The following is a 21,307-nucleotide window of genomic DNA, read 5'->3' as shown; positions in this document are numbered from 1 at the left end:
TCAGGCCGCCGCGGCCGAGGAGGTCAGTCGCTGGAGCGTGTGGCCGGCGCAGTCGGCGAGGCTGGAGAGCAAGGTGACCGCGACCGGCTCGATCGGCTTGATCGCGCGCCAATAGGCGCCGAGCGCCATCGAGGGCTCGTCGAGGCCGATGGGGAACATCGCCATGCTGCCCACGAAGGTGGGGCGATAGGCGGCGTGGGGCACGCGCTCGTCGGCGTAGATGTCGGGGATCTGGATCGCGCGCTTCTCGACGATCGCGCGGCCCGAGATGCACGCCTCGATCGGGAAGCGCCGCCCTGCCCAGAGCGGCCGCACGGCGTCCTCGGCGAGATACGCGACCTGGTCGCCCTCGCGCCGCACGACGCAGACGCCTTCGGAAGCCGCGATGAAGCGGGCGTGGCGGCGAAGGACCTCGACCAGCTCGTCGAACGATTCGGCCCCGACCAGCGAGGTCATCGCCGTGATCAGCATCCGGCGGCGTTCGAAAACCTGTTCGGTCGACATTCCTGCTCCTCCCGAGTCGAGATGATGACCGGGAAGAAGTTGCTACAACCATAACCGGCACAAATAAACATCGGGAAATCCCGATATTTATGCCGATGCCGCAATGACACCGCTGGTCAGCCCGCCGCCTTTGCCAGCCCCCGCGACAATTGCAGCGCAGCATTGAGCCGTGCCGCCGGCGTCTTCCACTCGCGCGTGATCACCAGCTTCATGTCGGGCCGCAGCCGCGCGGTGCCGTCGAGCCGGTCGACATAGGCGAGCAGCCCGTCGATGTTCGGGAACTTGTCGTCGTGGAAGCTCACCAGCGCGCCCTTGGGCCCGACGTCGAGCTTGGCGACGCATGCGGCCTTGGCGTTGAGCTTGGTCTCGATCAACGTGACGAGGTTCTCGGTCGCCTCGGGCAGCTTGCCGAACCGGTCGATCATCTCGGCGGCGAACGCCTCGATCCCGGCGCGGTCGTCGAGCTCGTTCAGGCGGCGGTAGAGCCCCATGCGCAGGTCGAGGTCGGGAACATAGTCCTCGGGGATGAGGATCGGCGCGTCGACGGTGATCTGCGGCGAGAAGTCCCTGGGGCGCAGCTCCTCGCGCAGCCCGCCCGCGCGTGCCTCGAGGATCGCCTCCTCGAGCATCGACTGGTAGAGTTCGTAGCCGACTTCCTTGATGTGCCCCGACTGTTCGTCGCCGAGGAGGTTGCCCGCGCCGCGGATGTCGAGGTCGTGGCTCGCCAGCTGAAAGCCCGCGCCGAGCGAGTCGAGATCCGAGAGCACCTTCAGGCGCTTCTCCGCCGCCTCGGTCATCAGCCGCTGGGCCGGCGTGGTCATATAGGCATAGGCGCGCGTCTTCGACCGGCCGACGCGCCCGCGCAGCTGGTAGAGCTGGGCGAGGCCGAACTTGTCGGCGCGGTTGATGATCATCGTGTTGGCGCTGGGGATGTCGAGCCCGCTCTCGACGATCGTCGTCGAGACGAGGACTTCGAACTTCCTGTCGTAGAAGGCCGACATCCGCTCCTCGACGTCGCCGGGCGCCATCTGGCCGTGCGCGACGACGTAGCGGACCTCGGGGACTTCCTCGCGCAGGAATGTCTCGATGTCGGGCAGGTCGGCGATGCGGGGGGTGACGAAATAGCTCTGCCCGCCGCGGTAATGTTCGCGCAGCAAGGCCTCGCGCAGCACCACCGGGTCCCAGGGGATGACATAGGTGCGCACCGCGAGGCGATCGACCGGCGGGGTCTGGATCACCGAGAGCTCGCGCAGCCCCGACATCGCCATCTGCAGCGTGCGCGGGATCGGCGTGGCGGTGAGGGTGAGGACATGGACGTCGGCCTTCAGCGCCTTCAGCCGCTCCTTGTGCGTCACCCCGAAGCGCTGCTCCTCGTCGACGATGACGAGCCCGAGCCGCTTGAACTCGACACCCTTGGCGAGCACCGCATGCGTGCCGATGATGATGTCGACGGTGCCGTCGGCGAGCCCGTCGCGCGTCGCCTTGGCTTCGGCGGCGGGGACGAGGCGCGAGAGCCGGCCGATGTTGATCGGGAAGCCCTGGAAGCGCTCGGTGAAGTTGTTGAAGTGCTGGCGCGCGAGCAGCGTCGTCGGGCAGACCACCGCGACCTGCATCCCCGCCATCGCCGCGACGAAGGCGGCACGCAGCGCGACTTCGGTCTTGCCGAAGCCGACGTCGCCGACCACCAGCCGGTCCATCGGCCGGCCGGCGCCGAGGTCCTCGAGCACGTCGCCGATCGCGCGGTCCTGGTCGTCGGTCTCCTCATAGGGGAAGCGGTCGACGAAGGCGGGATAGCCGCCGGGATCGGGCTCCGCGACTTCGGCGGGGCGGAGCGCGCGCTTGGCCGCCGTGGCGATCAGCTCGCCGGCGATCTCGCGGATGCGCTCCTTCATCCGGCTCTTGCGGCGCTGCCACGCCTCGCCGCCGAGCTTGTCGAGCTGCGCGCCATCCTCGGCCGAGCCGTAGCGGCTGAGCACCTCGAGGTTCTCGACCGGCACGTAGAGCTTGTCGCCGCCGAGATAGCTGAGCTGGACGCAGTCGTGCGGGGCCTGCTGCACCGGGATCTGGGTCAGCCCGTCGTAGCGGCCGATGCCGTGGTCGACGTGGACGACGAGGTCGCCGGGGGAGAGCGTCGCGAGCTCGGCGAGGAAAGCGTCGGTGTTCTTGCGGCGCTTGGCGCGGCGGACGAGCCGGTCGCCGAGCATGTCCTGCTCGGTGAGCAGCGCGATGTCGGGCGCGGTGAAGCCATGGTCGAGCGGCAGGACGATCAGCGCGACGCCGCGATCGGCGATGCCCAGCGCTTCCTGCCAGCTGTCGGCAGGGGCGGCGCCGGTGAGGCCATGGTCTTCGAGCAGCCCCTTCAGCCGCTCGCGCGCGCCATTCGAATAGCTGGCGAGGACGGGCTTCTTCTTCTCCCGCCGCAGCTTGGCGAGATGCTCGGCGACGGCTTCGTAGACATTGGTGCCCGCGGCGCGCTCGGGGGCGAAGTCGCGGGGGCCGTCCACGTTGAAGTCGAGGACGGTCTTGCTTTCGGGTTCGTGGAAGGGCGTGGCGAGGTGCGCGGGGGCGGCGTCGAGCCTGTCGGTCCATTCGGCGCTGGTGAGGTAGAGCGCGTCGGGTGCGAGCGGGCGATAGCTGCCCGGATCGCCCGACTGGGCGCGGACGCGGTTCGAATGATAGTCGGCGACCGCTTCGAAGCGCGCCTCGGCGGCACCGGCATCGCCGGCGTCGCGGATGAGCACCGCATCGCCGGGCAGGTGGTCGAACAGCGTCTCGAGCCGCTCCTCGAACAGCGGGAGCCAATGCTCCATGCCGGCGAGGCGGCGGCCGTCGGAGATCGCCTGGTAGAGCGGGTCGCCGGTGGCGGTTGCGCCGAACTTGTCGCGGTAGCGGGTGCGGAAGCGGCGGATGCTCTCCTCGTCGAGCAGCGCTTCGGAGGCGGGGAGGAGGGTGAAGCCGTCGATCCGGCCGGTCGTGCGCTGGTCGGCGGGATCGAAGGTGCGGACGCTCTCGATCTCGTCGCCGAAGAAGTCGAGCCGCAGCGCCTGGTCGGCGCCGCTCGGGAAGAGATCGACGAGGCCGCCGCGGACGGCGAACTCGCCCGCGTCGTTGACCGTGTCGACGCGGACATAGCCGTTCGACTGGAGCAGCGTGCCGAGCTTCTCGAGGCTGATCCGCTCGCCGGGCGCGAGGCGTGCGACGAGCTGGCGGATACGGAAGGGGGTGAGGGTGCGCTGGGTGGCGGCGTTGACGGTGGTGACGAGGAGGCGGGCGTGTTTCGGCTGCGTCTGGAGCGCGTGGAGCGCGGCCAGGCGCTCGGACATGATGCGGAGAGTGGGCGAGGCGCGGTCGTAGGGGAGACAATCCCAGGCCGGATAGGCGATGACGTCGAGCTCGGGCGCGAAATAGGGCGCGGTGGCGGCGACGGCGCGCATCGCGGACTCATCGGGGGCGATGTAGACTGCGGTGCGCCCGGCGCGCGCGAGGTCGGCCAGCATCCAGGGGAGGAAGCCGGCGGGCACGCCCGCGAGCGTCAGCGGCTTGGCGGCGGAGAGGATGGTCTTGAGGTCGGGCATGGTTCTCTTCAGCCGTCATCCCGGCGAAAGCCGGGACCCAGGGCCACAAGGGGCATCGCTCTTGACCCTGGGTCCCGGCCTTCGCCGGGAGGACGGTTATCTTGCTATGGGCACGAAATTCAGCTGCTTCAGCGCGTCCATCAACGGACCTTGCCAGCGCACGGGAACCGCGGCGGTTCCCATTGCCCAGGCCATGATGTCGACGTCCTGCTCTTCCATCAGCGCCTCGAACCAGTCGATCTCGGCGTCGCTCCAGCGCGCGTGATGCGTGTCGAAGAAGCCGCCGACGAACAGGTCGGCTTCCTTGGTGCCGCGGTGCCAGGCGCGGAAGTGCAGGCGCTTGAGACGGGTTTCGCGATCCATGATGCTCCAACGACGATTGGCCGGCAGCGCTGGAATGCGCCGTCGGCGACGGGGTTTCCGCCCAGATAGGCACTCGCGGGCGCGAACGCCAGCGTCTCGCCACCCCAAGATAAATGCCGCCCGGCAGGCCCAAGCGCGTGTCGTGCCTCTATAATTAACCCAAACCGGTTGCCAGGAAGGGTGTCGTAATGCGTTTCGTGATGCTGAAGTCGATCAACGGCGATCCGATGCTGGTGAACATCTCGGCGGTGCGCGCCGTCTCGACGATCAACATGGCCGGTGACGAAGTCGGCGTGATCGCGTTCGACAAGGACCATGAGCTGGTCGTCGGCTCGAACGTCACCGAAGTGCTCGCCGCGATCGAGAAGGCCTCGGCGATCGGCTGATCCTGACGCTCGTGGTTGGCACGTGACCGCCTAGTCACTAGGTCGGGGGCATGCGGCCCGACGTCCTCAATCCTTTGTTTGCCGAAGTCACGGCGCTGAAGGGCATCGGCCCGGCGCTCGCCAAGCCGCTCGAGCGGCTCGGGCTGGATCGCGCCGTCGATGTCGCCTTCCATCTTCCCACCGGCTGGGTCGACCGGCTGCCGCGCGACGAGCTGATGGCGTCGGACGCGGGCCGGGTGATCGCGATCCAGCTTACTCCCGTGAACTATCGCATGGGCGGCAGCGCGCGCTCGCCGGCGCGCGTCCAGGCCGTCGATGCGCACGGCAACCATGTCACGCTCGTCTATTTCGGCGGCAGCTCGGGCTGGGTGAAGAAGCTGCTGCCGCTGAATGAGCCGCGCTGGGTGTCGGGCAAGCTCGAGACCTATGGCCAGGAGCTGCAGATGGTCCATCCGGACTATGTGCTCGAGCCCGGCGAGGCGGAGGGCCACCAGGGCCGCGAGGCGATCTATCCCTGTTCCGAAGGCATCACCTCGAAGCGGATTGCAACGCTGGTCGAGCAGGCGATCGAGCGCGCCCCCGAGCTGCCCGAATGGATCGAGCCGAGCCTCAAGGCGCGCCAGGGCTGGCCCCGCTGGCACGAAGCGTTGGCGCGCATCCACGCCGATCCCGCCGACGCCAAGGCGCGCGAGCGGCTCGCCTATGACGAAGTGTTCGCCACCCAGCTCGCGCTGCTGCTGGTGCGCGGCGAGGCGCGGTCGAAGCGCGGCCAGCCCCTGCGCGGCGACGGGCGGCTGCGCGACGCGCTCAAGCTGCCTTACGCCCCGACGGGCGCCCAGGCCCGCACGATCCGCGAGATCGAGGGCGACATGGCACAGGAACGGCCGATGCTGCGGCTGCTCCAGGGCGATGTCGGCTCGGGCAAGACCTTGGTCGCGGCGATGGCGCTGCTGATCGCGGTCGAGGCGGGCGCGCAAGGGGCGATGCTCGCGCCCACCGAGATCCTCGCCCGCCAGCATTATGAGACGCTGTCGCGGCTGCTTGCCGGGCTCGACGTGACCGTCGCGGTGCTCACCGGGCGCGATAAGGGCAAGGCGCGCGAAGCGACGCTGATGGGGCTCGCCGACGGATCGATCGACATCCTCGTCGGCACGCATGCGATCTTCCAGGAGGGCGTGGGCTATCGCAATCTCGGGCTCGCGGTGGTCGACGAGCAGCATCGCTTCGGCGTGGCCGAGCGGATGATGCTCCAGGCCAAGGCGAGCGTGCCGCCGCATCTGCTGGTGATGACCGCCACGCCGATCCCGCGCACGCTCCAGCTCGCGACGCATGGCGAGATGGACGTGAGCCGGCTGGACGAGATGCCGCCGGGCCGCACCCCGGTCGAGACCAGCGTGATCGCCGACGCTCGGCTCGGCGACGTCGTCGCGGGGCTGGGTCGGCATATCGAGAGCGGCAAGCAGGCGTACTGGGTGTGCCCGCTGGTCGAGGAGAGCGAGAAGATCGACATGGCGGCCGCCGAAGCGCGCGCCGCCGAGCTGCGGCATCGGTTCGGCGATCGCATCGGGCTGGTGCACGGGCGGATGAAGGGGCCCGAGAAGGACGCGGTGATGGCGCGCTTCTCGGCCGGCGAGCTGGCGGTGCTGGTGGCGACGACGGTGATCGAAGTGGGCGTGGACGTGCCCAATGCCACGCTGATCGTGATCGAGCATGCCGATCGCTTCGGGCTCGCCCAGCTCCACCAGCTGCGCGGGCGCGTGGGGCGCGGCGATGGCAAGTCGCACTGCATCCTGCTGCGCGGCGAGCAGCTGAGCGAAACCTCGCGGGCGCGGCTGGCGCTGATGCGCGACACCACCGACGGCTTCGTCATCGCCGAGCGCGACTTGGAGCTGCGCGGCGCGGGCGAACTGCTCGGCACGCGGCAATCGGGCGAGCAGCAGTTCCGGCTCACCCCGCCCGAGCTGCTGGCGCCGCTGCTCGAGATGGCGACGGCGGACGCGCGGCTGCTCGAGGACCAGGATCGCAAGCTGCAGACGCCAAGGGGGCAGGCGGCGCGGACGGCGCTCTACCTGTTCGAGCGCGATGCGGCGGTAGGGCTGCTGCGGGCGGGTTAGAACTTGTGGTTCTTGAGGAGCACTGCGAGCAGTTCATAATAGCTCGCGAGGTCGATGCCGGTGTCGAACTGGCAGCCGATCCGGCCGCCCAGTGACCAGCGGACCTCGGCCACCATCACGCCGATGATCGGCAGATTCACCCGGATGCGCTGGCCGATCTCGAGCGCCGCGTCGCAGCGCGCCATCAGGCCGTGGGCGGAGATGTTGACGATCAGCAGGTTGAGCTGGCGGGCATCCGGACCGAAGGCGCGCGCCCGATAATGGACCGCGTCGCGGCCTGCTTGCCGGAAATCAGCAAAGGCCGGAATACCCATGGCCAAACTCGCCCGCCCCGTTCAAAGACCCGAAGGTACGATTGCCACGAATAACGCCGTGGCGTGAATCTCTTTGAAACAAAGCTGATTAACATCGATTTATGCCCGCCTCCGGTCAGCTACGGAAGCGGGGTCAAAAGCCCGTGATTCTTCTTGCCCGCGGAGACCCGAACAGGCTCGCCGGCGACGGTGATCGCATGGCCTTCGTCGTCCACGCGCTCGCCGTTCACGCGCGCGCCGCCCTGCTTGATCAGCCGCCGGGCCTCGCCCTTCGAAGCGCTCAGGCCCAGGCTTACCAGCGCATCGACGAGGGCGATGCTGCCGCCCTCCACCGCGAAGCTGGGGAGCGCCTCGCCCGCGGCGCCTTCCTCGAAGGTGCGGCGCGCGGTCTCGGCGGCTTCCTCGGCCGCGGCGCGGCCGCGGCACAGCGCCGTGGCTTCGTTGGCGAGGATCTTCTTGGCCTCGTTGATCTCCGCGCCTTCGAGCGCTTCGAGCCGGGCGATCTCGTCCAATGGCACGTCGGTGAACAGGCGGAGGAACTTGCCGACGTCGCGGTCGTCGGCGTTCCGCCAGAACTGCCAGTATTCATAGTGCGAGAGCTGGTCCTCGTGCAGCCATACCGCGCCGTTGACCGACTTGCCCATCTTGGTGCCGTCGGCATTGGTGATCAGCGGCGTCGTCGCGCCGAACACTTCGGCGCCGTCGACGCGGCGCGCGAGCTCGATACCGTTGACGATGTTGCCCCATTGATCCGACCCGCCCATCTGGAGGCGGCAGCCGAAGCGGCGCGACAGCTCCATGAAGTCATAGGCCTGGAGGATCATGTAGTTGAATTCGAGGAAGGTCAGCGGCTGCTCGCGCTCGAGCCGGAGCTTGACCGAATCGAAGGTGAGCATCCGGTTGATCGTGAAGTGCCGCCCGACGTCGCGCAGGAAGGGGATGTACTCGAGCCGGTCGAGCCAGTCGGCATTGTTGACCATCACCGCGTCGGTGGGACCGTCTCCGAAGGTGAGGAAGCGCTCGAAGATACGGCGGATGCTGGCGATGTTCGCGCCGATGCCATCGTCGTCGAGCAGCTTGCGGACCTCGTCCTTGCCCGAGGGGTCGCCGACCTTGGTGGTGCCGCCGCCCATCAGCACGATCGGCTTGTGCCCCGCCTGCTGGAGCCGGCGGAGCAGCATCACCGAGACGAGGTTGCCGACATGGAGCGACGCCGCAGTGGCGTCGAAACCCACATAGGCCGGCACGACCTGCTTCGTCGCGAGGGCGTCGAGCCCCTCGGCGTCGGTGACCTGGTGGAGGTAGCCGCGCGAGGCGAGGAGGCGGAGAAGATCGGACTTGTGCTCGGTCATGGTGGCGGCGCTTTAGCCGAGGCGGGGGGCTGCGTCATCCCCGAGGCTGGCGGCGCGAAAGTCAGGGAAGTGAGGCCAAGAACGGAGCTCGCCGCCGCATCGGTGTGTATTATTTCACTAACACAGTTGACACGGTTGACACCAGCCATTCGGAAAAAACCGGCGGGGTGCGCGGCGGCTTTGCAGGGAGGGAGAAGGGAGGAGACGGCGCGCGGCATGCGCGGGAAGGACGCAGGCGAGGTCCTACATGTCAAGCGAGCCGAGCGGCTATTGGCCGAGGGCCGGCGCGACGCGGGCCGCGCGCGAATTGACGACGCGCTCCTGACGCACTGCCATGTCGAGCCATGCGGCTTCTGCGCGAAGACAACGTTCACGGACGTTTTCGAGCGTGGCGAGTTCGGCTTCGGCGCGGCATTTGGCGGCCAAGGCGCGATAATCGGGCTGGGACATCATGGCTCCTGGGAAGAGAGAAGGCGGTGCGGCGCCCGTCGAGGGGACAGGCGCCGCGGGACGGCTGGAGCCGCCCCTCAGTCCGCCGGTGCGATGTTCGCAGCCGACGGACGTCCGCGCTTGTCGTTCTCCAGTTCATAGCTGACGCGCTGGTTCTGGCTCAGCGTCTGCAGGCCCGAGCGCTCGACGGCGCTGATATGGACGAAATGGTCCTGGTTGCCGCCGTCGGGGGCGATGAAGCCGAAACCCTTGGCGGTATCGAAGAATTTGACGGTGCCGGTATGGCTCATGTGGAATTCCTTCATGCTGGCGGCGCGCCCAGCGTGGGCGGACCTCGTGCTGCAAGGGGCAGAAAGAAGGAATGGGGGCCGCAAAGCTCCGAAGACCGTCGATTTGCGACTGTAGCATATGGCATATGGGGTAGGTCGAAGCCATTGCAAGGAAGTCATGACGATTTTTTGAAAATAAAATGCCGGAGCTCTTCGAATTCACGCACGGAGGTACGGCATCGATCATGGAAATGATTCGATTGATTGAATGACGGATGTCGTTTCCAGGAGAGATTAAATGTTCTCTCTTGGAGGATGAGGGATCTAGAGGTCAGGCGTCCAAAGATTTTCTACTGATTTCGTCCGCTTCGAGTCTTCGATCGGTTCGGAGCTTGCGCGAGATCGCGCCAGGGCGGCGCAGCATGACGATACCCATGGCGGCGAGCGTGACGACGGCGATCGCGCCATAGGCAGCGAGCAGGCCGAGGTTCGCGGGCATCATTCGTCCCGCCCCCGCTTCGCCGCCAACCGCGCCGCGATCGCGCGCTCGACGGCTTCGGCCCCAGCCGCGCTTTCTACCGCGAGGTTGAGCGGCCATCCGCCCAAGGCATCGTCATGGGCGTTGAGGAATGCCTGCGCCGCGTCCGGGCCCAGGGCGTCCCAGGCGAGAAGCGTGATCCTGCTCTGGCGCTCGGCGCCTTCCGCGGAGAGCCTGGGCGTGGCAAACGTCTTGCGGAAGCGCTTCATCCGCGGCGGCGTGGCGGCGGGATCGGCGCCGCCGGACTCGTCCCCGGTCATGCGACGAGCGGCGTCGAGTCGGTGATGCCGACTGCTTCCTGGACAAGGCGAATTCGCTGGGCATAGGCGCGCGCCATGGCGCGATGGGCCCATCGCGCCTCGGGCGAAGCCGCACGTTTGGCGAGCATCAGGGAGACCTGATGGCGGGAATAAAGATAATTGAGATCCATTGCGGATGCTCCTGCTAATGTAAGCGGGAGCGCGTCCGTCTCTCAGCCGATGGCGCCTACGAAATCCGTCTGCCAGCGATGGTTGTTGCTAGCAGAATTTCCAAAAACATCATAGCTTTATCTTTTTCCGTACGATCCCGGTGACTTCGCGCGACCGCCGGGGCCAGCACCTTGCCTGCTTCCGGCCAGGCGATTTCGGGGGCTCGCGAGGGAGGAGAGCTTGCCCTCGGCGAAGCGCGACGGCCACGACACGGGCCGCATCGGTTCGCCGCACGACGCGCTCGAATCGTCCGTTCGTTCGACGCTCTCACCCGAGTCGTTCATCTGGGAGACAGATTGATCCGAACAGGCAGGCGGTGCCCGGGGCGGGTTTAAGACGGAGTCGCTCATGCGTATCATATCGAAGAGGCCGGAAGTTCGCTTGCTCCTTGCTGCGCTGGCCGTGTCCGCGCCGGTCAGCGCGTCGGCGCAGCAGACCCCACAGGATCCCAGCATCGTCGTGACCGGCGAGCGCGCGCCCGATGGGCCGATGACGCCGGGTCCCCAGATCAAGGGCGTGATCACCGCGCGCCATGGCGACCGGATGAAGGTCGCGACCGCCGACGGCCGCAGCGTGATCATCGCGATCAACGACGCGACGCAGATCCGGGCCGGCGGCGGCCTGTTCAGCAGCCGCAGCAAGCTTGCCGCGGACTCGCTGCTCAACGGGCTGCCGGTGACGGTCAAGACGCTCCAGCCGGTTGGCCAACCGGCGGGCGACGACCTGGTAGCCAGCCAGATCAGCTTCAAGAGCGGCGACCTGAGGACCGCGACGATGATCCGCACCGGAACGGCGCAGGGCTTCGAGGAACAGACCGCGGCGACCGAATCGCTGCGCGGCCGCCTGGGCGACATCGACAAGTACAACATCAAGAGCACGACCAACGTGCACTTCGACGTCGGCAAGGCCGACCTCTCCGAACAGGACAAGGCGCAGCTCTGCCAGACGGCAAACTCGGCCGAAGGCACCGACAATGCGCTGATCCTCGTCGTCGGCTACACCGATTCGACCGGCAGCGACGACCTCAACCAGGCGCTTAGCGAGAAGCGCGCGGGCCGCGTGATCAACTATCTCCAGCAGAAGTGCGGCTGGAAGCCCTATCGCATGCTCACCCCGACCGGGATGGCGACGGCCGACCCGATGGCGCCGAACGACACCGACGAAGGCAAGGCGCAGAACCGCCGCGTCGCGGTGAACATCCTCGTCAGCAAGAGCGTCGACGGGCTGTAAGCCCCGCGCGACTTCGTAATCGAGTCGGGAGCGGCGGGTCCGCTCCCGGCCTTTGGGTGTATCGACGGTCGGGCTCGCGGGCCCACTCGTGGCCTGTCACCCTGAACTTGGGCGAGTCATCATTTCGCTGCTCGACAGGCGCTCCCGAGGAAGGAACGCCTCCCCCCGGATCGTCATCCCGGCTTTCGCCGGGATGACGTTTGAATGATGCGTTTCGAGAGGGTTGGATGCTGAAACGCGTTCAGCATGACGGCCCGCTGGTTGGCGCCAGCGACGAAACACCGACCGCCGCTGCGACCTACCCGACGCCCTCGAGCCCTTCGCTTGCCTCCAGCCACGCGGCCTCGGCCGTCTCGATCCGCGCCGCGACGTCGGCGCGCTGCTTCATCAGCTCAGTCATGGTGAGCTTCGCCAGCGCCGGCTCGGCGCTGCCCGGATCGAACATCGCGCGGTCCAGCGCCTTCAGCCGGTCGCCCAGCTTCGCCAGTTCCGCCTCGGCCTCGCGCGCCGCCTTCTTCAGAGCCTTCTCCTTCTCGCGCGCTTCGGCGCCGCGGCGGCGATCTTCCTTCCTGTCGCCCTTGGCCGGTCTGGCCGCTTCCTTGTCCTTGCTGAGGACGAAAGCGATATAGTCCTCGATCGAGCCGTCGAACTCGCGCGCGGTGCCGGCGTCGACCAGCACCAGCCGGTCGGCGGTCAGCTCGAGCATGTGACGGTCGTGGCTGACGATCACCACCGCTCCCGAATAGGCGTTGAGCGCCTGGACCAGCGCCTCGCGCGCGTCGACGTCGAGGTGGTTGGTCGGCTCGTCGAGGATCAGCAGGTGCGGCGCGTCGCGGGTGATCAGCGCGAGGGCCAGGCGCGCACGCTCGCCGCCCGAGAGCTTGCCGACCTCGGTCGTCGCCTTGGGGCCCTGGAAGCCGAAGCGGCCGAGCTGCGCGCGCACCGCGCCCTGGCTCGCCTTGGGCATCGCCTGGGTCATGTGCTGGAGCGGGGTGTGCTCGCGGTCGAGCTCCTCGACCTGGTACTGGGTGAAATAGCCGACGCGCATCTTGCCCGAGGCGTTGAACGCGCCCTCCATCGGCGCGAGCTGCATCGCGAGCAGCCGCGCGAGCGTGGTCTTGCCGTTGCCGTTGCGGCCGAGCAGCGCGATGCGGTCGTCGGGATCGAGGCGCAGGTTGAGGCGGCGCAGGATCGGCGTCTCGTCATAGCCGACCGCGGCCATGTCGAGCGTCACCAGCGGCGGGCGCAGCTCGTCGGGGTTGGGGAAGTCGAAGCTGAGGCTCGGATCGTCGAACAGCTCGGCGATCGGCTGCATCCGGGCGAGCATCTTGGCGCGCGACTGCGCCTGCTTCGCGGTCGAGGCGCGGGCCGAGTTGCGCGCGACATAATCCTGGAGCTTCTCGCGCTCGGCCTGCTGCCTGGCGCGCGCCGCGGCGAGCTGGGCCTGGCGCTCGGCGCGCTGGCGCTCGAACGCGTCATAGCCGCCGGGATAGAGGGTGAGCTTGCCGCTGCCCAAGTGGAGGATGTGGTCGACGACGTTGTTGAGGAAGTCGCGCTCGTGGCTGACGAGCAGGATCGTCGCGGGATAGGAGACGAGGAAATCCTCGAGCCAGAGCACCGCCTCCAGGTCGAGGTGGTTCGAAGGCTCGTCGAGCAGGAGGACATCGGGCTGCGAGAACAACAGGCTCGCGAGCGCGACGCGCATCCGCCAGCCGCCCGAGAAGCTGTCGAGCGGGCGGTTCTGCATCGCCTCGTCGAAGCCGAGGCCGACGAGGATCGTCGCGGCGCGCGAAGGGGCGGTATAGGCGTCGATCGCGGCAAGCCGGTCGTAGATCTCGCCCAGCCGGTCGGGATCGTGGCTGGTCTCGCTCTCGGCCATCAGCGCGGCGCGCTCGGTGTCGGCGGCGAGGACGGTGTCGAAGGGCGTGGCGTCGCCGGCAGGGGCTTCCTGCGCGATATAGCCGAGCGTGGCGCCGCGGGGCATCTCGACGCTGCCCATGTCGGGCTCGAGCATGCCGGCGATGACGCGGACCAGCGTGGTCTTGCCGGCGCCGTTGCGGCCGATCAGGCCGATTCGGCCGCGCGGGGGCAGCTTGGCGGTGGCGCCGTCGAGGATGGTCCGCCCGCCGAGGCGAACCGTGATGTCGTTCAGGTTGAGCATGTGGGCGCCCCCTAGCAGGGGAGCGCGCCGGTCCCAAGCGTCTTGGCCTGGCAGGTTCGAGCCGCCGGCCTCGCCCGGCCGGCGGCTCACGCCTGCGATGGATCAGGCGTAGGTAACGCTGGTCCGGGGCTTGTGGCGGCGGCGCATCGCGAAGCCGACGATGCCGAAGCCGCCGAGCATCATCGCCCAGGTCGCCGGCTCGGGCACCGCGCCGACACCCGAGCCGCCCGAGCCGCCGGAGGGGCCCACGGGCGTGAGGTCGAAGTTGCGGATGCCGACCGAGCCGGCGTTCGAGAACAAGTCGATGTAGAGCGAGTCGATGCCCTGCATTGCCGTGGTGCCGGTGGTGCTCTGCCCATCCGAGGTGATCTGGATCCGGTGGCTGTAGTCGAACAGGTCGGTGCGGCCGCTGGCGCCGGCGCTGAGCGCGAACACCACCGAGTTGACGTCGAACAGGCCGCCGCCGACGCGCGTGAGCGTGAAGAGGCTGCCCGCGGAAGTGAGCGTCTGGTCGTCGCCGAACGCGATCGAGCCGTCGGCGCCGTTGAAGAACACCCCGGTCTGGCCGCCGATGTTCTTGAGGATGAAGTCGCCGAGCGTGACGCTCTGGCCGTTGGCGAGCGTGGTGCCGGACGCGATCGAGGTGAAGTCGAGCGAGGTCGCGCACGCCGGAGTCGCGCAGAGAAGGGCCGCGATCGCGGCAGCAGCAAATTTCATTTCCGATACCCCCAGGGCGCCCCGGAATCGATGATCCCGGGAGCATTAGTGATTTGATACCAATCAGTTACGAGTCGCTGATCGGCGGCAGGGGTTCCCTAACGGAGCGTTAAGGGGCGCGGCAACGCGGCCGCCCGCCGAAATGGGTCAGCTGGTTCCTTGTGGCACAGGAAGGGTCAGCGATGCGCCTCGGCGGCGAGGGTGACGAGCGTGTTCAGCAGCTGCTCGAAATGCGCCATGATTCGGCGGTTGTTCTCGAGCAGCCGCTCGTCGAGCAGGACGTGGGTGGGGACGATCACCCCGGCGTCCTTCCAGGCGACGACCTCCTCGGCGACGAGCGCGTTCACGCGGCGGCGCACGGTTTCGAAGGGGATGTCGATCGCGCGGGCGAGCGGGCGCAGGCCGATCGGCTCGCGCAGGCTGTCGGGGAGTGGCATATCCTCCTCGGCATAGCGTTCGGCGAGGCGCGGGTCGCCGGTCACCTGGCGGACGTTGGCGGCGACGATCGCCGCGACGATCGTGCCGCTGGTAACGTCGCCGTAGAGTTCGGTGAACGTCTCGAGCGCACGCAGCGTGAAGGCGACGAGCAAGCGCCCGACCACGCCATCGGGCAGCACGGAGAAGCCGGCGTCGAGCGCGCGGGCGGCGGGGGCGTAGCCGGCGTCGGCGAGCGCGGAGAGGCTGTGGGTCAGGGCCGCGACGTCCTCGGCCGCGGCCGGGCCGAATCGCTCGTCCGCGAGGAATCGCTCGGCGATGCGGAAGCCAGCGGCCTCGCGGATCAGCAGCCCGGCGTCGACCAGTTCGGCGGCCCGGCGGCGGACATTGGTGTGCGGCAGGCCCATCGACTCGGCGATGGCGGCGCCGCTGACGGGGCGGCCGAGGCGGTTGGCTGCCTCGATCCCGATCCAGCGGCCGGATTCGGCGTCGCGGAAGGGGTGGTGGGCGAGGGTGGCGCCGAGCGCCGAGGCGAAGACGATCGCGGCGATCCGCTCGTGCGGAACCAGCGGCTGCCAGCGCCCGGCGCGCGTCAGCAGCAGCTCTGAGACCTGGCGAGCGACGAGACGGGTCGGGCCCCTGGGGCGGCTGATCGCGGCGGTCATCGGCCGGCTCATTCGCGCATTGGACGGTCGCGATCAAGCGCCGGCGTGCAGGAATGTCGTTTCATATCAGTATCAAGCGCCGGGGTGCTCAGGCCGGGACAAGGTTATGCGCCACGGCTTCGGCCAGCTTGATCCCGTCGATCGCGGCCGAGAGGATGCCGCCCGCATAGCCCGCGCCTTCGCCGCCCGGATAGAGGCCCTCGACGTTGAGGCTCTGCAGGTCCTTGCCGCGCGTGATGCGCACCGGCGAGCTGGTGCGCGTCTCGACGCCGGTCATCACCGCGTCGGGATGGTCGTAGCGTGCGATCTGGCGGCCGAAGACGGGCAAGGCCTCGCGGAACGCCTCGATCACGAAGCCGGGGAGGCAGCGCGACAGGTCGGTCATCGTCACGCCGGGCTTGTAGCTGGGGATGACTTCGCCGAGCGCGGCCGAGGCGCGGCCGGCGAGCAGGTCGCCGACCTTCTGGCCAGGAGCGTGGTAGTTGGAGCCGCCTGCCAGGAACGCCTGGTCCTCCCAATGGCGCTGGAGCGCGATGCCGGCGAGCGGCCCGCCGGGAAAGTCGCGCGCCGGATCGATCGCGACGACAAGGCCGGAATTGGCGTTGAACTCGGCGCGCGAATATTGGCTCATGCCGTTGGTGACGACGCGGCCTTCCTCGCTCGTCGCGGCGACGACGCGGCCGCCGGGGCACATGCAGAAGCTGTAGACGCTGCGGCCGTTCGAGGCGTGGTGGACGAGGCTGTAGGCGGCGGCGCCGAGATCGGGGTGTTTCGCGCACCTGCCGAAGCGTGCCTGGTCGATCCAGCTCTGCGGATGCTCGATGCGCACGCCGATCGCGAAGGGCTTGGCCTCGATATGGACGCCGCGACGGTGGAGCATCTCGAAGGTCGGCCGGGCGCTGTGACCCACGGCCATCACGACATGGCCGGTCTCGAGGAAGCTTCCGTCGTGGAGGTGGACGCCGCGTATGCGCTGGCGGCCGTCGGGCAGCGGCACGAGCTCGAGGTCGTCGACGCGGGTCTGCCAGCGATATTCGCCGCCGAGCGCCTCGATCGTCTCGCGCAGGCTCTCGACCATGGTGACGAGGCGGAAGGTGCCGATATGGGGATGCGCTTCCCACAGGATGTCGTCAGGCGCGCCGGCCTTCACGAACTCCTCGAGCACCTTGCGGCCGAGAAAGCGGGGGTCCTTGACGCGGCAATAGAGCTTGCCGTCGGAAAAGGTGCCCGCGCCGCCCTCGCCGAACTGGACGTTGCTGTCAGGGTTGAGCACGCCGCGGCGCCAAAGGCCCCAAGTGTCCCTGGTCCGCTCGCGCACGATCTTGCCGCGATCGAGGATGATCGGCTTGAAGCCCATCTGCGCGAGGACCAAGCCCGCGAAGAGCCCGCAGGGGCCGGCGCCGATCACGACGGGGCGCAGGCCGTTCCAGCGCTCCGGGGCGTGGACGCGCGCGCGCCAGGTCATGTCGGGAGTGGGGCGGACGTCCTTGTCGTCGGCGAAGCGGGCAAGGACCTGGGCCTCGTCGGTGAGCTCGACGTCGAAGGTGTAGACGAGCTGGATCGCGTTGCGCCGGCGGGCATCGTTGCCGCGGCGATAGAGGGTGTAGCCCTTGAGTTCGGCAGGCGCGATCTCGAGGCGCGTGCAGATCGCGGGGGCGATCGCATCGGCCGGATGGTCGAGCGGGAGCGAAAGGCCGGAGAGGCGGAGCATGGCGGCGGGCTTTAGGGGGAAATGACGGGGAAGGCCAATGCTTGCCGCCAAGCCGTCCGTTGATAGACTCGCCTTCCATCAACTTGAATCGTCATCCCGGCGAAAGCCGGGACCCAGGGCCAAGCAGGACATCGCTCGCGGCCCTGGGTCCCGGCTTTCGCCGGGATGACGGTTGATAATCCCGGGCGGACCAATTCTAAGCGTGCGCCCAAAGGAGACCGAATGACCCTCATCCTCGCCACTCGGGCGCTCGCCCCGCATCCTTCGGCGCCGCCGAAGGCGAAGATCGAGATCGAGGCCGGGATCATGCTTCGGCCCGAAGGCGGCTGGGCAGTGCAATATGCGGTCACGGGTGAGGTCGACGCGATCAGCCTCGCGGCCAGGGCGGCGGCGCCCGAGCGGCGCGACGGGCTTTGGCAGACGAGCTGCTTCGAACTGTTCGCGGGCATCCCCGGCGAGGCCGAATATCAGGAGTTCAACCTCGCGCCCTCGGGCGACTGGGCGGCCTATGGCTTCACCGGCTATCGCGAGGCGATGCACGACCTCGCGCTCGATGGGCCGGTCACCATCGCGCGTTTCCAGGGGAAGAGCAGCTTCGTGCTGATCGCCGAGCTGCCCCTGCCGTTCGACGGCAAGACGCTCAACTTCACGACGGTGATCGAGGAGAAGGACGGCACCAGGAGCTGGTGGGCCGCGGTTCACGCTACGGAAACCCCCGACTTCCACGACCGCGCCTGCATGACGATCGCCTTGCCTTCGCCAAAATGAATATAATCAGCGTGTTGACCTTCTTTCTTTACTGAGGTTAGCTGTGACCAGAGCGACGGGCCGGGTAAGGCCCGCGGGGGCGAGGAGCAGGGCCGCTATGACCTCCACTGTCCCACTTGGTAAGGCTGCTCTTGCTCCTCGCCAGTCTGCCAGCGCGGGGGTGCAGAGCCCCTAGGCGCTTGCGCTTCCGGCTTGCGCCGAATCGCGACTCCCGCCAGCAAGCGTCCATGCTCTTCGGTATCGATCGCCTGCTCGCCGACCCTGACCTTCGCAAGCCGCTGGAGGGCCGCCGCGTCGCGCTGCTCGCGCACCCGGCTTCAGTGACGGCGGACCTCACCCATTCGCTCGACGCGCTGGTCGCGGCCGGCGTCAACATCTCGGCGGTGTTCGGCCCGCAGCACGGCGTGCGCGGCGACCTGCAGGACAATATGATGGAGTCGCCCGACTTCACCGACCCGACCTATGGCATGCCGGTGTTCAGCCTCTACGGCGAGGTGCGGCGGCCGACCGGCCAGTCGATGCACACCTTCGACGTGATGCTCGTCGACCTCCAGGACGTGGGCTGCCGCATCTACACCTTCGTGACGACCTTGCTCTACGTGCTCGAGGCCGCGGCGCAGCATGGCAAGAGCGTGTGGGTGCTCGACCGGCCCAATCCCGCCGGGCGGCCGGTCGAAGGGACGGCGCTGCTGCCGGGCTGGGAGAGCTTCGTCGGCGCGGGGCCGATGCCGATGCGCCACGGCATGACGCTGGGCGAGATGGGCGCCTGGTTCATCGATCACTTCAAGCTCGACGTCGACTATCATGTGGTGGCGATGGAGGGGTGGCAGCCCGCGGAAGGCCCCGGCTGGGGCTGGCCGCCCGAGCGGGTCTGGATCAACCCGAGCCCCAACGCCGCCAACGTCAACATGGCGCGCGCCTATGCCGGCACGGTGATGCTCGAGGGGACGACGCTCTCCGAAGGGCGCGGGACGACGCGGCCGCTCGAATTGTTCGGCGCACCCGACATCGACGCCAAGGCCGTGATCGCGGAGATGCACCGGATCGCGCCGCAATGGCTGGCGGGCTGCACGCTGAGGGATATCTGGTTCCAGCCGACCTTCCACAAACATGTCGGCAAGCTCTGCTCAGGCGTGTTCATCCATGCCGAGGGCGCGGCGTACGACCATGGCGGCTTCCGCCCCTGGCGGTTGCAGGCGGCGGGCTTCCGCGCGATCCGCAACCTCCACCCGGGCTACGACCTCTGGCGCGACTTCCCCTATGAGTACGTCTTCGACAAGCTGGCGATCGACGTGATCAACGGCGGCACGGGGCTGCGCGACTGGGTCGATGGCGGCGGCGAGGCAGGCGACCTCGACGCGCTCGCCCGGCCGGACGAAACGGCCTGGGACGAGACGCGGCGGAAGTATTTGCTCTACTGAGGCCGATCCGTACAATCTCTCGTCACCCCGGCCTTGTGCCGGGGCCCACCCAGTCGCGCGGACTGGCCTTTGCCTCGATTCCATCGCTCGCCGCGCGGTGGGCCCCGGCACAAGGCCGGGGTGACGGAATTTTGAAGAATCTACCAGCGTTTGGGCGCCTGCCTCAGATCGCGATGTCGCTCGCGCCGAGCAGGCTGAGCGCGAAGCGTTGCCAGCCGGCCGCGTTCCACAGCAGGTGCATCAGGATGCCCGGCACCAGGATCACGCCGAGCCAGATCCAATAGGCGCGCTGGATCCGCTTCAGCCGGAACAGGTCCCAAACGAACATCGGCGCGAGCACCAGCAGCGGCCAGAGCTCGACGGTGAGCGCCGAGCCGGGGATGCTGCTGGGCAGCCAGGGGATGCGATCGGTCGCCGCGGGCAGCGCGACCGAGGTCGCGAGGAACATCAGCCTTTTGTGCGTGTCCGAATCGAAACGGCGGGCGCTGAGGCCGATCGCCACCAGGATCGCGAACTCGACGCCGATGCGGATCTGGACGAGCATGATGTTGAGCACGATCGGCAGCACCGCGCGAAGCTGCGCGGCGACCGGCGGCGGGGCGTGGCGGATGCCGTCGATGACCTGGCCGTCCATCGTGGGGATCAGGAAGAAGCCCGCGAGCACCATCGCCGGCGCGAGCATCATCGCGAGCAGGCCGAGCTGCTTGTGGAAGCCGTCGCGACCGGTCGCCATCAATGTGGCCTGGACGAGCAGCAGCACCAGCCAGCTGCCCATCAGCGCGGCGTGGATGTGGAGGATCGGCGGCAGCGGCGGGCGCTTGCCGGCGGAGACGTCGCCGAGCATGTTGATCGAATGCGGGATGAAGCCCGCGAAGACGGTGGCGATGAACAGCACCGCCATGAACACGTAGATCCAGCGATCGACGAACGCGGTCCAGCCGCCCTTGGCCTCGATACCGATAGTGTCTGCAGCAGTTGCCATGATCGGACCCCTCCTTCCGAATGACGTACCTGCGCACATTAGCATGGATCAGTCGCGAGCGGAACGAGACGGGACGATTCTGGTGCTAACTGCCCGTTTCGAGCGCGGCGGGATCGAGCTTCGAGGCATAGATCGCGGACTGCATCACGATCGCGAGACCGATCCGCGGGTCGAGCACCGCGGCGGTACGACCGAGGATCGGCGAGACCGCGATCGTGGTGATCGCCGGCCAGAGCCGCAGCGGCGCGGGGCCGAGCGGGCCGGGCTTGTCGTGGTAGCTTTGGGTGAGGATCGTCTTCGCGATCGGCCAGACGCGAGCGAGGATGTCGTGTGTCGAGGCGGCGGGGCGGTTGCCCTCGGGCGTGTCGGGCCAGCCTTCGTCGGGTGTGCCGAGGCGGCGGGTGACGATGGCGAACTGCTCGCCGAGGTCGGGCAGTTCGTGCTCGGCGACGCCCGCCTGGAGCGTCGCGCCGGCGGCGACCGGCCAGAGGCCGAGGCTGTGGATCGACGGATCGGCCTGGGTGAGCAGCAGGTTGAGCGGGTCGCCGAAGGTGAACTGCCGGCCGTCGTCGAGGGTGGCGGTGTTGAGCCCCTCGGGGCTGCGCTCGCCCGAAGCGATCCGCTCGAACAGCGCGACCCGGGCTGCCATGCCGGCGATCGCACCGAGCGCGGCGAGGGTCGATTCGGCATGCGGGCCGCGGCCTTCGATAAAGTAGAAACCGGTGGCGTGGTTCACCAGGTCGCCGAAGGCGAGGTTGCAGGCGCCGGCCTCGGTCAGGTTCGACCAGGGGAAGTCGGCCTGCCGGGTGGCGGGCTTCTCCTTTTTGCGGCCGAACAATCTTCCGAGCATCCCTCATCCCCTGCGGTTCGCGGCGGATCATA

At 68.3% G+C, this 21,307-nt stretch carries 21 protein-coding genes; 5 read left to right on the top strand and 16 right to left on the bottom strand.

What is annotated here, in order from left to right:
- From J7495_RS08040 to J7495_RS08030, 3 genes are all read right to left on the bottom strand, one after another.
- On the bottom strand, positions 1–504 hold the full coding sequence (locus J7495_RS08040; RefSeq protein ID WP_294055960.1) for a GAF domain-containing protein: 504 nt from the start codon (positions 502–504) through the stop codon (positions 1–3).
- 116 nt (positions 505–620) lie between these two features.
- On the bottom strand, positions 621–4,079 hold the full coding sequence (mfd, locus tag J7495_RS08035) for a transcription-repair coupling factor (RefSeq protein ID WP_294055959.1): 3,459 nt from the start codon (positions 4,077–4,079) through the stop codon (positions 621–623).
- Between the two features lie 96 nt (positions 4,080–4,175).
- The gene (locus J7495_RS08030; RefSeq protein WP_294055958.1) at positions 4,176–4,442 is read right to left on the bottom strand and encodes a succinate dehydrogenase assembly factor 2; all 267 of its coding nucleotides are present in this window, start codon (positions 4,440–4,442) and stop codon (positions 4,176–4,178) included.
- Positions 4,443–4,630: 188 nt separating this feature from the next.
- Here J7495_RS08030 and J7495_RS08025 point away from each other — a divergent pair, with 188 nt between their 5' ends.
- Positions 4,631–4,828, top strand: coding sequence for a hypothetical protein (locus J7495_RS08025; protein WP_294055957.1), 198 nt, complete (start codon positions 4,631–4,633; stop codon positions 4,826–4,828).
- Between the two features lie 50 nt (positions 4,829–4,878).
- Positions 4,879–6,942, top strand: a complete 2,064-nt coding sequence (recG, locus tag J7495_RS08020) for an ATP-dependent DNA helicase RecG (RefSeq protein ID WP_294055956.1) — start codon at positions 4,879–4,881, stop codon at positions 6,940–6,942.
- On the opposite strand, the gene J7495_RS08015 is transcribed toward recG, so the two are convergent.
- From J7495_RS08015 to J7495_RS07985, 7 genes are all read right to left on the bottom strand, one after another.
- Positions 6,939–7,256, bottom strand: a complete 318-nt coding sequence (locus J7495_RS08015; protein ID WP_294055955.1) for a PilZ domain-containing protein — start codon at positions 7,254–7,256, stop codon at positions 6,939–6,941. The two genes, recG and J7495_RS08015, sit on opposite strands and share 4 nt — an antisense overlap.
- A 119-nt stretch (positions 7,257–7,375) precedes the next feature.
- Positions 7,376–8,608, bottom strand: coding sequence for a tyrosine--tRNA ligase (tyrS, locus tag J7495_RS08010; protein ID WP_294055954.1), 1,233 nt, complete (start codon positions 8,606–8,608; stop codon positions 7,376–7,378).
- 267 nt (positions 8,609–8,875) lie between these two features.
- Complete coding sequence (locus J7495_RS08005; RefSeq protein WP_366810913.1) at positions 8,876–9,061, bottom strand: hypothetical protein; 186 nt, start codon at positions 9,059–9,061, stop codon at positions 8,876–8,878.
- 74 nt (positions 9,062–9,135) lie between these two features.
- A complete protein-coding gene (locus tag J7495_RS08000) occupies positions 9,136–9,348 on the bottom strand; it encodes a cold-shock protein (RefSeq protein ID WP_294055953.1) in 213 nt (70 codons plus the stop codon).
- 310 nt (positions 9,349–9,658) lie between these two features.
- On the bottom strand, positions 9,659–9,829 hold the full coding sequence (locus tag J7495_RS07995; RefSeq protein WP_294055952.1) for a hypothetical protein: 171 nt from the start codon (positions 9,827–9,829) through the stop codon (positions 9,659–9,661).
- Positions 9,826–10,125, bottom strand: coding sequence for a hypothetical protein (locus tag J7495_RS07990; RefSeq protein ID WP_294055951.1), 300 nt, complete (start codon positions 10,123–10,125; stop codon positions 9,826–9,828). The genes J7495_RS07995 and J7495_RS07990 overlap by 4 nt, the downstream gene beginning before the upstream one ends.
- Complete coding sequence (locus J7495_RS07985) at positions 10,122–10,295, bottom strand: hypothetical protein (protein WP_294055950.1); 174 nt, start codon at positions 10,293–10,295, stop codon at positions 10,122–10,124. The genes J7495_RS07990 and J7495_RS07985 overlap by 4 nt, the downstream gene beginning before the upstream one ends.
- 388 nt (positions 10,296–10,683) lie before the next feature.
- Here J7495_RS07985 and J7495_RS07980 point away from each other — a divergent pair, with 388 nt between their 5' ends.
- A complete protein-coding gene (locus J7495_RS07980; protein WP_294055949.1) occupies positions 10,684–11,565 on the top strand; it encodes an OmpA family protein in 882 nt (293 codons plus the stop codon).
- 298 nt (positions 11,566–11,863) lie between these two features.
- Here J7495_RS07980 and J7495_RS07975 read toward each other — a convergent pair whose 3' ends face one another.
- The 4 genes from J7495_RS07975 to J7495_RS07960 form a co-directional block, all read right to left on the bottom strand.
- Positions 11,864–13,726, bottom strand: a complete 1,863-nt coding sequence (locus tag J7495_RS07975) for an ABC-F family ATP-binding cassette domain-containing protein (protein ID WP_294055948.1) — start codon at positions 13,724–13,726, stop codon at positions 11,864–11,866.
- Positions 13,727–13,828: 102 nt separating this feature from the next.
- A complete protein-coding gene (locus tag J7495_RS07970) occupies positions 13,829–14,443 on the bottom strand; it encodes a PEPxxWA-CTERM sorting domain-containing protein (protein ID WP_294055947.1) in 615 nt (204 codons plus the stop codon).
- Between the two features lie 176 nt (positions 14,444–14,619).
- Positions 14,620–15,543 carry a hypothetical protein gene (locus J7495_RS07965; protein ID WP_294055946.1) on the bottom strand — a complete coding sequence of 308 codons (924 nt, stop codon included), beginning with the start codon at positions 15,541–15,543 and terminating at the stop codon, positions 14,620–14,622.
- An 88-nt stretch (positions 15,544–15,631) separates the two neighbouring features.
- Positions 15,632–17,254: an FAD-dependent protein gene (locus J7495_RS07960; RefSeq protein ID WP_294055945.1), complete on the bottom strand. Its 1,623-nt coding sequence runs from the start codon at positions 17,252–17,254 to the stop codon at positions 15,632–15,634.
- A 222-nt stretch (positions 17,255–17,476) separates the two neighbouring features.
- Here J7495_RS07960 and J7495_RS07955 point away from each other — a divergent pair, with 222 nt between their 5' ends.
- Both J7495_RS07955 and J7495_RS07950 read left to right on the top strand, forming a co-directional pair.
- Positions 17,477–18,022 (top strand): DOMON-like domain-containing protein, encoded by a 546-nt coding sequence (locus J7495_RS07955; RefSeq protein WP_294055944.1) that lies wholly within the window; start codon positions 17,477–17,479, stop codon positions 18,020–18,022.
- Positions 18,023–18,249: 227 nt separating this feature from the next.
- Positions 18,250–19,443 (top strand): DUF1343 domain-containing protein, encoded by a 1,194-nt coding sequence (locus J7495_RS07950; protein ID WP_294055943.1) that lies wholly within the window; start codon positions 18,250–18,252, stop codon positions 19,441–19,443.
- Positions 19,444–19,606: 163 nt separating this feature from the next.
- On the opposite strand, the gene J7495_RS07945 is transcribed toward J7495_RS07950, so the two are convergent.
- Together J7495_RS07945 and J7495_RS07940 are read right to left on the bottom strand one after the other, a co-directional pair.
- Positions 19,607–20,425, bottom strand: a complete 819-nt coding sequence (locus tag J7495_RS07945; RefSeq protein ID WP_294055942.1) for a hypothetical protein — start codon at positions 20,423–20,425, stop codon at positions 19,607–19,609.
- A gap of 85 nt (positions 20,426–20,510) precedes the next feature.
- Complete coding sequence (locus J7495_RS07940) at positions 20,511–21,275, bottom strand: hypothetical protein (RefSeq protein ID WP_294055941.1); 765 nt, start codon at positions 21,273–21,275, stop codon at positions 20,511–20,513.
- Positions 21,276–21,307: the final 32 nt, after the last annotated feature.

The sequence above is a fragment of the Sphingomonas sp. genome (assembly GCF_017745215.1).
Classification (GTDB): Bacteria; Pseudomonadota; Alphaproteobacteria; order Sphingomonadales; family Sphingomonadaceae; genus Sphingomonas.
The sequence above is the reverse complement of the archived record's forward strand: the minus strand, read 5'-3'. Positions and strand labels throughout refer to the sequence as shown.

Coding starts and splice junctions, on each gene's coding strand:
- J7495_RS08040 (WP_294055960.1), bottom strand. CDS start 504: ATGTCGACCGAACAGGTTTTCGAACGCCGCCGGATGCTGATCACGGCG.
- mfd (WP_294055959.1), bottom strand. CDS start 4,079: ATGCCCGACCTCAAGACCATCCTCTCCGCCGCCAAGCCGCTGACGCTC.
- J7495_RS08030 (WP_294055958.1), bottom strand. CDS start 4,442: ATGGATCGCGAAACCCGTCTCAAGCGCCTGCACTTCCGCGCCTGGCAC.
- J7495_RS08025 (WP_294055957.1), top strand. CDS start 4,631: ATGCGTTTCGTGATGCTGAAGTCGATCAACGGCGATCCGATGCTGGTG.
- recG (WP_294055956.1), top strand. CDS start 4,879: ATGCGGCCCGACGTCCTCAATCCTTTGTTTGCCGAAGTCACGGCGCTG.
- J7495_RS08015 (WP_294055955.1), bottom strand. CDS start 7,256: ATGGGTATTCCGGCCTTTGCTGATTTCCGGCAAGCAGGCCGCGACGCG.
- tyrS (WP_294055954.1), bottom strand. CDS start 8,608: ATGACCGAGCACAAGTCCGATCTTCTCCGCCTCCTCGCCTCGCGCGGC.
- J7495_RS08005 (WP_366810913.1), bottom strand. CDS start 9,061: ATGATGTCCCAGCCCGATTATCGCGCCTTGGCCGCCAAATGCCGCGCC.
- J7495_RS08000 (WP_294055953.1), bottom strand. CDS start 9,348: ATGAGCCATACCGGCACCGTCAAATTCTTCGATACCGCCAAGGGTTTC.
- J7495_RS07995 (WP_294055952.1), bottom strand. CDS start 9,829: ATGATGCCCGCGAACCTCGGCCTGCTCGCTGCCTATGGCGCGATCGCC.
- J7495_RS07990 (WP_294055951.1), bottom strand. CDS start 10,125: ATGACCGGGGACGAGTCCGGCGGCGCCGATCCCGCCGCCACGCCGCCG.
- J7495_RS07985 (WP_294055950.1), bottom strand. CDS start 10,295: ATGGATCTCAATTATCTTTATTCCCGCCATCAGGTCTCCCTGATGCTC.
- J7495_RS07980 (WP_294055949.1), top strand. CDS start 10,684: ATGCGTATCATATCGAAGAGGCCGGAAGTTCGCTTGCTCCTTGCTGCG.
- J7495_RS07975 (WP_294055948.1), bottom strand. CDS start 13,726: ATGCTCAACCTGAACGACATCACGGTTCGCCTCGGCGGGCGGACCATC.
- J7495_RS07970 (WP_294055947.1), bottom strand. CDS start 14,443: ATGAAATTTGCTGCTGCCGCGATCGCGGCCCTTCTCTGCGCGACTCCG.
- J7495_RS07965 (WP_294055946.1), bottom strand. CDS start 15,543: ATGACCGCCGCGATCAGCCGCCCCAGGGGCCCGACCCGTCTCGTCGCT.
- J7495_RS07960 (WP_294055945.1), bottom strand. CDS start 17,254: ATGCTCCGCCTCTCCGGCCTTTCGCTCCCGCTCGACCATCCGGCCGAT.
- J7495_RS07955 (WP_294055944.1), top strand. CDS start 17,477: ATGACCCTCATCCTCGCCACTCGGGCGCTCGCCCCGCATCCTTCGGCG.
- J7495_RS07950 (WP_294055943.1), top strand. CDS start 18,250: ATGCTCTTCGGTATCGATCGCCTGCTCGCCGACCCTGACCTTCGCAAG.
- J7495_RS07945 (WP_294055942.1), bottom strand. CDS start 20,425: ATGGCAACTGCTGCAGACACTATCGGTATCGAGGCCAAGGGCGGCTGG.
- J7495_RS07940 (WP_294055941.1), bottom strand. CDS start 21,275: ATGCTCGGAAGATTGTTCGGCCGCAAAAAGGAGAAGCCCGCCACCCGG.